This is a genomic window from Haloferula sp. BvORR071, assembly GCF_000739615.1.
GTDB lineage: Bacteria > Verrucomicrobiota > Verrucomicrobiia > Verrucomicrobiales > Akkermansiaceae > Haloferula.
The window spans coordinates 128,240-140,918 of the sequence record NZ_BATP01000020.1; the positions used below are offsets into that span (position 1 = coordinate 128,240).

Genomic DNA, 12,679 nt, shown 5'->3' on the forward strand with positions numbered 1-12,679 from the left:
TGGCTAATTCACGAGCTGCCCCAAAACCCAGATGGCTCGATCTGTACCCTCCGCCGGAGATCATTACTCATTTCCGCGCACCCTTCTTTCACTCCCGGCCTGCGCCTTCGCATCCGGGTTGATCCTGTGCTTGCCCGCCCACGGCGACCTGGTGAACCGCTGGTCCTTCAACAATGCCGCTGGCAATGCCACGCGCGGCACCACGATGACCGACAGCGTCTCCAGCGCGGTGGCCACCGTGCGCGGCAACGGCTCGACCTTCACCGGCACCGGCCTGACCATTACCGGCACGACCACCGGCAATCGCTCGGCTACCAGCATCTCCGGCTACGTGGACTTGCCGAATGGCCTCATCTCCTCGAAGACCAATCTCTCGGTCGAGATCTGGGCCACGCCGCTTTCGATCACGACTTATGGGCGGCTCTTCGACTTCGGGCGCATCACTGGCAATGGCATCGGCGGAGGCGCGGCGGGCGAGATCATCGACATCTCCGGCCCGGGTTCGACTCCGGGCACCACTACCGGCTCGGACGACCTGATGCTGTCCTTCTGCGTGGGCGATACGCTTAACACGCAGCGTTTGGAAGGTCGCATCAATGGTGGAAGCATCGCCACTTTTGACAGCAACGTCGCGACCACCGCCGGCACGCAGTATCACTACGTGATGACCTTCCAGGACGGGGTCGGCACCTACGGTTCGAATGGCGGACGTGCGACCTGGTATCGCAACGGCACCGTCGTCTCCACCATCGACCTGAACTTCCACCTCTCCGCCATCGAGGACGTGAACAACTGGCTCGGCCGTTCGATGTGGACTGCCGACGACAATGCGAACGCCAACTACAACGAGCTGCGGATCTACAATCACGCGCTGAGCGCTGCGGAGATCACCGCGGACTTCAATGCCGGTCCGGATACCATCGGCGTGCCACCCAATCCGACCGATCCGCCGGTCCCCGACAACCTGTGGACCTTCACCACCCAAGCGGCTTCCGAGGCGCCGTCCGGCACCACCTTCGCGGATGCGAAGGCCAATGTGCTGGTGACCCTGCGCGGCCAGGGTGCTTCTCTCAGCGGCGGCGCGGTGGTCCTGCCCGGCAGCACTACCGGCAATCAGCCCCTATCCACCATCTCCGCTTATCTCGATCTGCCGAATGGCATCGTGACAGCCACCCCGAGCGTGAGCTTCGAAGCCTGGGCCTCACCCTTGTCCTCGAAGAATTGGCAGCGCCTTTTCGACTTCGGCCGCTGCGCCTCCACGAATGGCGCTGGCGCCGCTCCCGGAGAGATCCTCGACACGGCGACCGCACCGGGCACGACCACGGGCTACGACAACCTGAGCCTCACCTTCAACAACGCTGCGAACATGAACTCGCAGCAGCTTGAAGGACAAAACGACGGCGGTGCCGCGCAATACACCTTCACCACCGCCACCACCACCGCGGGCACGAAGTACCACTACGTCTTCGTGATCGAGGACAAGCCCACCGGCTGCCAGGCACGCTGGTATCGCAATAGCGCGCTCCAGAACACGATGGATTTCACCTTCCATCTCTCCGACATCGAAGACGTGAACAACTGGATCGGCCGATCGATGTACAGCGGCGACTCCAATTCCAATCTCTCGCTGGATGAGCTGCGCATCTACCGCCGAGTGATCACCCCGGCGGAGATCCAGGCCAGCTACACCGCTGGCCCCGATCCCAGCGTCGGCCCGCCGGAACCGCCGGCTCCGGCCCCGGTGCCATCGCGCCGCTGGAATTTCAATACGGCAGCAGGCAGCGCCCCCGCAGGCACGCAATTCCTCGACACCGCGACCGGCGAGATCGCCACGGTCCGCGGCAACAACGCAACGCTCAGCGGCACGCAGTTGGTGCTGCCCACGACTACCACCACCGGCAACCAGACAGCCGACGCCATCTCCGCCTACCTGGAACTGCCGGATGGCATGATCTCCTCGCGGCCGAGCATGAGCTGCGAGGCATGGATCACGCCGCTTTCCTCGAAGAACTGGCAGCGCATCTTCGACTTCGGCCGCACTTCCATCACCAGCGGCCCCGGTGCCCGCACCGGCGAGATCATCGATAGCGCCACCGCTCCCGGCAACTTCGTTGCCTACGACAACCTCTTCCTCTCGCTCAACAACGGCGGCACCCTCGGCTCACATCGCCTGGAGGCAAAGCTCGGTGGCGCGGGTGCCGTCACCGCGAATACCGACCTGTCCTCCGTGACGACGGTGGGCACGCAGTATCACTACCTGATGAGCGTCCAGGATGGCGGTGGCGCCAGCGGCCCGACCGGCTGTCTTGTGAAGTGGTACCGGAATGGCAGCCTCGGCGGCAGCATCGACCTGCCCTACCGCCTGTCGGACCTGTCTGACTTCAACAACTGGATGGGCCGATCGATGTGGGCAGCTGACAACAACGGCAACTTCTCGATCGACGAGCTGCGAGTCTATGACCGCGCAATCAGCGCCGCCGAGGCCCTCTCTTCTTACAACGCCGGCCCGAATGCGAGCTTCGCCCCGCCGGTCGCCGCGAATGATGAGGCGACGATCCACCCGAACCAGAAGGTCTTGGTCGACGTGCTGGCCAACGACACGGGCAGCGTGCTTCCGGGGACCTTGGAAGTGCTGGGTGCGCCCGCCACCGGCACAGCCACCTTGAAGGACGGCAAGATCCTCTACGCCCACAGTGGCAGCAGCGCCGCACCGGTGACCTTCACCTATCGCGTGGGCAATGTCAGCGGCACCACCAGCACTGGCACGGTGACCATTCACTTCGCCACCAGCCTGCGCCTCACCAATACCGCGCTGGCCATGCCCGAAGCGCCGCCAGTGAATGCATGGCAGCTTGTCGATGCCCTGCCCGGCCTCAGCTTCACCCGTCCCATTTGCCTGACTTCACTCCCGGGCGACACCAAGCAGCTCTACGTCTGTGAGCAAGGCGGCGTCATCCGGCGCGTGGCCGACGTCACGGCCTCGACACCCGCCTCCACGGTCTTCCTCGATCTCACGACTCTGGGGAATGGATTCAACATCGGCCCCTTGTTGGCCGGACAACCCGAGAATGGCCTGCTCGGCCTCGCCTTCCACCCGAACTACGCGACGAATGGCTACTTCTACGTCGCCTACACTGTGAGCATCAGCGGCAACTACTTCCAGCGGATCTCCCGTTTCACGCGCAGTGCTGCCGACCCCACCGTCGCGGATCCAAGCAGCGAGTTGAACCTCCTCAATATCGACGACTTCGGCCTGAATCACAACGGCGGCGACCTTCACTTCAGCCCCAACGATGGCTACCTCTACTATGGCACCGGTGATGGCGAGAACTCCACCGCCGGCCAGTCGAGAAGCCAGAAGATCAACGACGATTTTTACTCCGGCATGTTCCGGATGGATGTCGACAAGAAGCCCGGAAGCCTTCCGCCCAATCCCCACGCATCGATCCCGACCCTCGGCGGCGTGGCCGGCTTCAATGTGCCAGCCGACAATCCCTTCGTTCACACCAGCCTCGGCGGCACCTGGAACGGCCTCTACAACGGAGTCGACTACTCCGGCTCGCTGGGTTCGGTGCGCACGGAGTTCTGGGCCACCGGCATCCGCCACTGCTGGCGCTTCTCGTTCGACTCCGTCACCGGCGATCTTTGGGAAGGCGACGTAGGACAGGACACCTACGAGGAAGTGAACAAGATCGTCAAAGGCGGCAACTACGGCTGGGCCTATCGCGAGGGTCTCCACACCTTCACCGGGATCCTCGGCAGCGCACCTGCGGGCTTCACTTCGCTCAATCCGATCTACGAATACCCCCACACCGGCGTGGCTGGCGGTGACGCCGCCTACAAAGGGAACTCCGTCGTCGGCGGCTACGTCTACCGTGGCACGCGCTACCCGGCTTTGGTTGGCACCTACATCTTCAGCGATTCCGTCTCAGGCCACGTTTGGCAGATGAACACGACCACCGGTGCCACAACGCGCCTCACCGGCCTGCCCGGTGCGTATGGAGTCATCTCTTCCCAAGGCGTGGACCCGAGCAACAAGGATCTGCTCTTCTGCGCCTACCTGACCGGCAAGATCATGCGCCTAGGCACCGGCAGCGCGACCAATGACGGCTTCCCCGCCACTCTCAGTGCTACCGGGCTCTTCGCCGACCTCAGCGATCTCTCCCCCGCCCCGGGCCTGCTGCCCTACCAGCCGAACCTCACCTTCTGGAGCGACTACGCGGTCAAGCGCCGCTGGTTCACCATCCCGAACTCCACGGACAAGATGACCTGGAGCAAGGATGGCAACTGGACCTATCCCGCCGGCATGGTCTGGGTGAAGCACTTCGATCTTGAAACCAGCCGCGGCAATCCGGCCACCAAGAAGCGCATCGAGACCCGGGTGCTGGTGAAGACCGACACCGGCTCCTATGGGGTCAGCTACCGCTGGAATGAAGCCCAGACCGAGGCCACCCTCGTCGAGGACGCAGGCACCGAATTCGATGTCGCTATTGACGACCACGGTACTCCGCACACCCAGCGCTGGCAGATCCCCGGCCGCTCAAGCTGCATCACCTGCCATACGCCGCAGGGCGGCCACGCGCTATCCTTCAATACCCGCCAGTTGAACATGGGCTACACCATGAACGGCTACACCGGCAACCAGCTCGAATTGCTTTCCAACAGCGGCTTCCTAAACAACACCCCGGATCCCGTGACCAGCCTCGCACGGCACGTGCGGCCGGATGAGACCAGCTTCCCGCTTGAGCAACGTGCCCGCTCCTACTTTGCGGTGAATTGCTCTTACTGCCACCAAACGGGCGGCAGCGCCGGTGGATCGTGGGATGGCCGGCCGCATCTCACGCTCGAGCAAACGAACTTGATCAACGGCGTCGCCGAGAACGACGGCGGAAATCCCCTGAACAAATACATCGTCCCGGGTGATACCACGCACAGCATCGTACTGAACCGCATGGCCGCCGCGAATGGCTTCGGCCGGATGCCTCCGCTGGGTAGCAACGAGGTCGATCCCACCGACATCCAGCTCGTCACCGATTGGATCAACAGCGAGCTGAGCAATCACGACCTCTACGACGAGTGGCGGGCCGGATACTTCACCGCCTTGGATCCGCTCGGTGCGAAGGATGCGGATCCCGATCACGATGGCGTGAGCAACTACGACGAATATCTGCTAGGCAGCTCGCCGCTCACCGGCGGCAATCCCTGGCAGGCCACCGTGGATGGCAAGAACGGCCTCTTCTTCACCCGCAAGGCATTCCGCTACTACTCGCTCGAGACCAGCACGAACCTGAAGGACTGGACCAAGGAGAGCCTGCCGAACTTCGACAGCCTCTACACGCCCGTCGACACCCCGGCATCGATCTCCCTGCCGGCGCCACCGAACGGCAGCCACTTCTTCCGTTTCAAGGTCACCGAACCCTGAGCATGCGGGCGCGCTACTTCGGCAGCACCTGGATTCTCAGATACATGTCCGGCCCGGCAGATAGCGGCAGCGTGGCCGTTGTCTTGCCGGAGGCCGTGGTCAGGTTGATGCCACCTGTCGTCCAGGTTTTGAGATCGGTGCTCTTCTGCACGGTGTAGTTCATCGTGGCATTGCGCGGGACCGGAAAGACGAGCCGCACGTTGGTGCCGACCCGCTCCACCTGCGGTTTCACAGCGGAGGAATCCTTTTCGGGATCGAAGCCGAAGCCATACTCCACCAAGTTCACCAAGCCATCGGCGTCGGGATCCGCCAGGTCACCGGAGATTGCCCCATCCGCCTTCTCGGTCGCGTTGAAATAGGTCGTCAACCAGGAGTCCGGGGCGAAGCGCAGATCCAGCGCCGCCGCGATCGAATAGGCCACCGCACCCGAGCAAGTCGCCACGCAGCGGAAGCGGCTGCCATTATACTCATAGCCCGGTGCATGCAGCGCCAGCGTGGCGGTATCCACTCCAGAGAAAACCGCGTTGTTGGAGAGGTTCTGCCAGGGCCCTCCCTTATCGACCTGCCGCTGCCATTGGTAGCCTGGCGTGGAGTCCGCCGCGACCGAGGCCGTGAAGCTCGTATCGCCGCCAATGTTCACAAAGCGGTTGACCGGCTGTGTGGTAAAGACCGTACCGAGACTCCGGATCACGCCATCACTCTTGCTGCTGATATAGAGCTCACCCGTGGCGTCTTCCGCCAAGCGGATGTCCGCACGACCGGTTCCGGAAATCGTAGCCCCACCCGGCAGATCGGAATCGATCCCGCCGCGGAAGTCGTAGCCTTCTTCCACGATCTCGAAGAAGCGGTCGTAGGAGCGCAGCCCGGCATCCGGGCTATCGTTCGGATCATCCCACAGGAAGGTCACCGGCTGCACGTCCGCCGTGGTCGCGGCCACGCCGTCCTGCGCTGCCTGCATCGCGCTCCAGTCGCAGCAAAAGACCCGCCCGGTGGTAATGTCCCCGAAGATGAATTTCCCCTGCAGTGCGGGCAGCGCACTGCCACGGTAGAAGAAGCCGTTCGCGATCGCATCGCCCCAAGCCGCGGCATGCGGGTAAGTGATCACCGGGTATTCCGGCACGAAGTCACCGGGCGCATTCGTCAGGTTGTCCTTGCGGATCGGCAGTGTGTCAGGACTGGGCGGTGCGGACAGCACCGGCGCGCCCGTGCTGATCGCGAGCTTCTGCGGTCCCTCGCGTTCACTATAACCATAGTTTTTCCCGCCGTGGATGATGTTCACTTCCTCCCAGGAATTCAGGCCTATCTCCTCCACCAGCAGGCTCGGGCTTTCGCCATTCTCCGGCAGGTGCCAAGTGAAGCGGTGCGGATTGCGATGGCCCAAGCTCCAGATCTCCGGCCGCGCGTTTGCCCCGAATGTCGCCTTGTTGAGGAAGGGGTTGTCGTTCGGGATCCGATAGCGCCCGCTTGCAGAGAGCGTGCTATCCTCGGTCTGCAGCGCAGTGTCCGGAATGATCCGCAGGATCTTGCCCACGATGCTATCCAGCCGCTGAGGATTGAGCTTGGTGGCATTCGACTCACCGGAGCCGCCATCGCCGCTGGCGAGATACATGATGCCCCACTCCGAGCTATCCGGCTTGGCCGTCGGGTTGAAGGTGATGTCACCCAGGGGATGGATCTGGCTGTTGTAGCCGATCCGCAGGATCTCGCGGGCAGTCCCTTCAAAGGTAAGGCTCGAGGGGTTCGTGTCGATCCACTCGATCAATACCGCGTGCCGGTTGATGGTGCCCAGCGGCGCGTTGATGACGTTCGTGCTCGTATAGCCCGTGGCATTGAAGCCGGGAAACTTGGTCGTCACCGGCAGCCGCGTGGCCGCGCCGTCAGCACTCGGGGTCTCGATGTGGATCGTGTAGAACTTGCCGGTGGTCGCGTAGGAAGGATCGAACTGGAAGCACACCAGGCCATTCGCGTAGCCCTGCTTCTTGGTAAAGTTCGGGAAAAGCCCGTTCGGCGTGGACTTGGTGACGGCGCTGCCCGCGGCATTCGGCACGTAGGACTTGTCCGCGTCGTCGGTGGAGGTCGAGCCGTTGAAATCGAGATAGGCCGTCCGCGCCGTAGCCTGCGCCAGCAATTGGCTCGTCCGGACTGCCACCGTCCCGCCCGCAGAGAAGATGTGCAGATTCCCGTTCAGGTCGCAGACCCAGATCCGGCCGGCATTGCCCGGCTCCGGGCGGATGAAATTGACCCGCGCCATGTAGGCCGGGTTGCCCGCGGTGGTCGCCACATTGCCAGAAAAGGGCATCGCGGCCCAGTCATTGACCCGCACCACCAGCGGCGGCGAGATCGCGGCCTGTAGGTTCGGCGAAACGGACAGCGGCAAAAGGGCCGCAATCAGGGGGGTAAACCGAGCAACGGCGGGGGAGGAAATCCGGCGCGGCGAGGCGAGGGAGACGTGAGGCATCCGGGGTTGGGCGGCAATCTACCGGCCCGCCCCGATTCTTCAAGCCATTGAAGATCAAATAGTCTCTAACATTTCCGAATAACTCCGGCACTCGCTATGCATCACAGGGATCGACCACTTTTTTGAAAGATATCGCCGTGGAGCATATCTGGCGGACGCCCCAAAATCCGCAAAATTCGGGAGCCAAGTCCCTTGTCAGAAGGATCTTGAAGGCCCTCGGAATCGCGCTTGGGTAGCTGCGTTTTTAGCCATTTTGCGCCTCGTTTCGCCTGAAAGTCCAAAATGCCAAACGCCGCTCCAGAATCTCCTTGTCAACTACCTTGCCATACAAGATACCTGCCCAGTCATGAAACCCGCACGCCCGTCCCCGCGCCGCCGTGTTTTCAAATGGCTCGCCGTGATCATTCTCCCCCTCGTCCTGTTTTTCGGCTGGGTAGTCCTCGGCCAACCGGGCCCCAGCGGCGTGCTCGCCTACAGCAAGGCCACTGATGGTACCGAATGCGTCGTTACCCAAAAGTGGAACGGCTGGATGAATGGCGAGCCCTACACCGTCAGCTTCTACACCCGCGGTCCCGACGGACGCTGGCACTGGCAATACATCGACCACGAAGTCGGCCGCTGGTTCCACTGCCGTCTCGAGATCGATGCCCCGCGCAATGAAGTGCGGGTCTACTGCGGTTACTCGCTCGCCAAGACCGTCCAACTCCACCCGGACAACGATTGGCCCGAGCAAAAGCCGCCCTTCCTTCCGAGGGCCCTGCAATCCACCTGAGCCATGAACGCGCAAAGCTCATCTGCCACGCGCCGCGTGCTCAAGCGCTCGGCCCTGATCCTCACTCCGATCCTGCTGTTCGCCGGTTGGTTCCTGCTCGGCCAGCCCGGCTTCGGCGGCGTGCTCGCCTATGCGAAGGCGAGCGACAATACCGACTGCATCGTCACGCAAACCTGCAATGGTTCCTGGGGCGAGCCCTACAGCGTCGGCTTCTATTCACGTGCCCCCGGCGGCATCTGGAACTGGCAATACATCGACCACGAGGCCGATCACTGGTGCAGCTGCCGCATGGAGATCGATGTGGCGAAGAATGAAGTGAAGATTTTCAACGGCGAGCACTTCGAGCGCAGCGTGCAGCTCCATGCCGACGACCGCCGGCCCGAGCAAAAGCCTCCGCATCTGCCCCCGGCCTTGAGCGGACAGTTGGTCCTCAGCCTCCAACAGAAACCGTGAAGGCCACGCTCATCTTCATCGGCATCGTGATCGCCGGCGAGATCCGGCCCTATCGCAGCGGCCTGGTCGGTAGCGCCACCGCGCGGATGGCACGCAGTGCGTGATCACCCAGACTTGGAACGGCTGGACCTTCGAATTCTACACCGTGAGCCTCTACACCCGCCGCCCCGGCGAGGACTGGCAGTGGCACTACATCGACCACGAGGCCGGCCACTGGAAGAAGTGCCAGATGGAATTCAGCACCGATGGCACCGAACTTGATACTATCGGCGGCGACAAGATGCGCCGCAGCTTCAAGCTTTCCGAGGCCGGCACGCCTTCCCAAGCTCCTCCCTACCTGCCGCCGGATATGGCAAACCCACCACGATGAGTCCGCTCGATCCAGCGGCAGGGGAACTTTTCGACAACTGGACCGTCCAGATGCGCAAGGGCGTGCTCGACCTGTGCATCCTCAAGGCTCTCGCCAGTGGCGAATGCTATGGCTACGCGCTGGTGAAATCCCTGGTCGCCATCCCCGGCGTGGGCGTTGCGGAGGGCTCGATCTATCCCCTGCTTTCGCGCCTGAAAAAGCAGGGCCTGGTCTCCACCCGCTTGGAAGAATCCACGGAGGGCCCCGCCCGCAAGTACTACCGCCTCACCGCCGCGGGCAGCGCGCTCGCGACGGAGATGCAGGCCTATTTCGATGAGATGACCCGGGGAGTCTCCGGACTGGGGCAAAACGACGCTGGCGACAGCGATGGCAAGGTCACCCCCGGCAATTTCACCACTCCTTCACCGCCCCTTCCCAAAGAGCAGCCTGAACTGCGAGAACGCAAACCACCGATCCCCCGATGAAAACGTGGACCGAACCAGCCGAACTACGATTGACGCAGTACCTTGCGGAGCGGGTCCAGCGCGAAGGCTTCAGCGGCGAGGAAGCGCTGGAGCTGCGTTCGGATCTGCTCAGCCACATCCATGAGGAAGCGGAGAAGGATCGAGCGGAATCGATCGGCTTGATGCAGTTGGAGGCCATCCTTAGTCACCTTGATGCCGGTTATCTTCCGGAGCCTACGCCTCCCCTGTCGGTTCCAGCCCCCTACAACCCGCCGACGACGCCGGATCCCCAGATCCGCACTGGGGTGCCCATTTCGCACAAGCGTCCCTGGCAAACCAAGCGCTGGCTCTTTGGCGTGGCGGCACCGCTGGGTGTCACCATCTTCGAGGCCCTCATCCCCTTTTGCGGCAGCGTCTTCTTCGATCCCCTCGCCACCTGGTGGCATCTGCTGCTGGTCCTGACTGTGCCCGCGGTGAATGCTTGGCTGCTGCTCGGCGCGCCGCGTGGCTCGGAGCGCTGGAAGGGCATTGCGGTCGGCTTCGCACTGGTCATCGCGATTTTTTACGCGCTGCTCTTCCTGCCCCTGCTGCCAGCTTCGATCCTTGCCGTCGTCATGGCTGGACTCGGCCTGCTCTCGCTCACGCCGATCATGGCTGGCATCGCCACCGCCAAGATCGCGATCAGCGCCGCGGATGATTCAGAGGACTTGGCGCGCTTCCGCAGCGGCCGCTGGACCGGCATCGCCGCCGCCCTGCTCGCCCTCTTCCTGTTAGAAGGTCCGGCCTTCTGGACCCGCAAGAATCTCGACATCGCCTCCGGCGAGGACAGCAAGCCGCGCCAGGCCGCGGTCGAGCGCTTGCGTTCCTTCCACTCGGAGCGCACCCTGCTGCTCGCTTGCTATGAGGGTAGCCGCGGCACCTCTCAGGGCACCGACATCTCCGGGTGGATCTGCAAAGGGTGGAAAAACATTGGCGATTCCTTCGCCGAGGACTTCGAGCGAGTCCGCCGGCCTGACTCCGATCGCACCCGCGATGTCTTCTTCCGCGTCACCGGCAAGCCCTTCAGCGAAGTGCAGCCGCCGCGCACGATACGCAGTGCAGTCTTCGGCATGGGCCGCGGCCGGGAATTCGAAGAGGTGGAGTTCGACAACCATCTGGGCGGTGACCAGGTCGCCGTGCGTGTGCGGAATCTCGATCTCGCCGAGTCGCGCTTCGATGGCCACGTGGATGCCCGCTCGCGGATCGGCTACGGCGAGTGGACCATGGTCTTCAGGAACGAGGGCCGCGATGCCAAGGAAGCGCGCTGCCAGGTGCAGCTGCCGCAGGGTGGCCGCGTCTCGCGCCTGACCCTGTGGGTAAATGGCGAGCCGCGCGAGGCTGCGTTCAACTCGATCTCGAAGGTGAAGGCAGCCTACAAGGAAGTCGCGGTGGTCCAACGGCGCGATCCGGTGCTGGTCACCATGTCCGGGCCGGATACCGTGCTAGTGCAGTGTTTCCCCGTTCCCGCGCATGGCGAGATGAAGATCCGCTTCGGCATCACCGCGCCGGTCGATGGTGAGCTCTGGGAACTCCCGCGAATTCTCGAACGCAACTTTGGCACCAGCGAAAGCCTGGAACACGCGGTCTGGCTGCAAGGCGACGGCGGCTTTGATCTGGTTGAGACCGGGGAGCAGGACCGCATCGCCCGTCGCGATGGAGAAGGCTACTCGCTCTCCGTCAGCCTCGATCCAAATGCCGCGATGGGCCGCATCACTGCGGTGCGCCTGAAGGCCAGGACCGAGATGGAGAAACCATTGTGGTGCGAGGACCAGTTCGCCTCGAATGACCAGCGCTACCTGATCCGCGAGCCTAGCGTCATCCGCAGGCCCGGCAGCAAACTGCTTCTTGTCGTCGATGCCTCCGCCGCGATGAGCGAGGCCAAGTCGTGGATCACCGAATCACTGGAGAAGAATTTCTCCGCAGGTGATTTCCGCATCCTCCTCGCCGATGACACGGCGCATGAAGTGAAGCTCGACGAACTCAAGCGCGCCGACTTCAGCGGCGGCCGCGACAACGAGCCCGCGCTGCGTGAGGCCGTGCGCCTCGCCAAGTCCGGCGAGGTCGATGAAATTATCTGGCTCCACGGCCCTCAAGCCGTCGGCCTCTCACAGGCGGAAGCCCTGATCCAGATCATCGAGCGCGGCACCCGCCACCCGGTGATCCACACCGTGATGGCCGCGAATGGTCCGAACCGCCTCGCCGAAGCCCTTCAACGCAGCGGCACCCTGCAACGCGGCCCTGTCCTGTTAGACACACACCGGGACTTCCCCGCCTTCCTCAAGGGCCTGATGGTCGAGCACGACGAGACCGCCTGGCACTGGAAGCGCAGCGCCCAGGTCCCCCCGGAAATGGGCAAGCCGGTCTGGAACCACCTCGCCCGCCAGTGGGCCATCGAGTCGGTCGAAACCCCGCGCTCCGAGATCTCGGAAAACGAGCGCCCTGCCCTCGCCGCCAAGTATCAACTGGTCACCAGTGTTTCCGGTGCGGTCGTGCTCGAGACCAAGGAGCAATACGAGAAGCACGGCCTCACCCCGGTCGATGCCAACGCCGCCCCGCAAATCCCCGGCGTCCCTGAAGCCTCGACCTCCCTGCTGCTCATGCTCAGCGCCAGCATGGGCCTTCTGCGCCGCAATCGCCGTAGCAAGGACTCGTAGTCTCGTAGTGGAATGGCTGCGCCATTCCGGCTGGGCGAATTCCCCTACTAGAACGCGACCGATCACCG

At 63.3% G+C, this 12,679-nt stretch carries 7 protein-coding genes; 6 read left to right on the plus strand and 1 reads right to left on the minus strand.

The window, feature by feature from the left end:
• Nucleotides 1-130 precede the first annotated feature (130 nt).
• Complete coding sequence (locus tag BV071_RS09620) at nt 131-5,422, plus strand: LamG-like jellyroll fold domain-containing protein (protein ID WP_265594273.1); 5,292 nt, start codon at nt 131-133, stop codon at nt 5,420-5,422.
• A gap of 13 nt (nt 5,423-5,435) precedes the next feature.
• Here BV071_RS09620 and BV071_RS09625 read toward each other — a convergent pair whose 3' ends face one another.
• Entirely contained in the window at nt 5,436-7,880 is a 2,445-nt protein-coding gene (locus BV071_RS09625) for a PQQ-dependent sugar dehydrogenase (RefSeq protein WP_081885902.1), read from the minus strand.
• Between the two features lie 346 nt (nt 7,881-8,226).
• On the opposite strand from BV071_RS09625, the gene BV071_RS09630 reads away from it, so the two are divergent.
• The 5 genes from BV071_RS09630 to BV071_RS09650 all read left to right on the plus strand — a co-directional run bounded on the left by BV071_RS09630 (nt 8,227) and on the right by BV071_RS09650 (nt 12,611).
• A complete protein-coding gene (locus BV071_RS09630; RefSeq protein WP_035605600.1) occupies nt 8,227-8,652 on the plus strand; it encodes a hypothetical protein in 426 nt (141 codons plus the stop codon).
• A 3-nt stretch (nt 8,653-8,655) separates the two neighbouring features.
• Nucleotides 8,656-9,105 (plus strand): hypothetical protein, encoded by a 450-nt coding sequence (locus tag BV071_RS09635; RefSeq protein ID WP_035605603.1) that lies wholly within the window; start codon nt 8,656-8,658, stop codon nt 9,103-9,105.
• Nucleotides 9,106-9,205: 100 nt separating this feature from the next.
• Nucleotides 9,206-9,475 carry a hypothetical protein gene (locus tag BV071_RS09640; RefSeq protein WP_035605606.1) on the plus strand — a complete coding sequence of 90 codons (270 nt, stop codon included), beginning with the start codon at nt 9,206-9,208 and terminating at the stop codon, nt 9,473-9,475.
• The gene (locus tag BV071_RS09645; RefSeq protein WP_075090875.1) at nt 9,472-9,939 is read left to right on the plus strand and encodes a PadR family transcriptional regulator; all 468 of its coding nucleotides are present in this window, start codon (nt 9,472-9,474) and stop codon (nt 9,937-9,939) included. The genes BV071_RS09640 and BV071_RS09645 overlap by 4 nt, the downstream gene beginning before the upstream one ends.
• The gene (locus BV071_RS09650; protein WP_081885903.1) at nt 9,936-12,611 is read left to right on the plus strand and encodes a VIT domain-containing protein; all 2,676 of its coding nucleotides are present in this window, start codon (nt 9,936-9,938) and stop codon (nt 12,609-12,611) included. Before BV071_RS09645 ends, BV071_RS09650 begins: the two co-directional genes overlap by 4 nt.
• Nucleotides 12,612-12,679 lie beyond the last annotated feature (68 nt).

Bases quoted from the DNA above. Each gene is read 5' to 3' on its own strand.
- BV071_RS09625 (WP_081885902.1), bottom strand. From the start codon at position 7,880: ATGCCTCACGTCTCCCTCGCCTCGCCGCGCCGGATTTCCTCCCCCGCC.
- BV071_RS09630 (WP_035605600.1), top strand. From the start codon at position 8,227: ATGAAACCCGCACGCCCGTCCCCGCGCCGCCGTGTTTTCAAATGGCTC.
- BV071_RS09635 (WP_035605603.1), top strand. From the start codon at position 8,656: ATGAACGCGCAAAGCTCATCTGCCACGCGCCGCGTGCTCAAGCGCTCG.
- BV071_RS09645 (WP_075090875.1), top strand. From the start codon at position 9,472: ATGAGTCCGCTCGATCCAGCGGCAGGGGAACTTTTCGACAACTGGACC.
- BV071_RS09650 (WP_081885903.1), top strand. From the start codon at position 9,936: ATGAAAACGTGGACCGAACCAGCCGAACTACGATTGACGCAGTACCTT.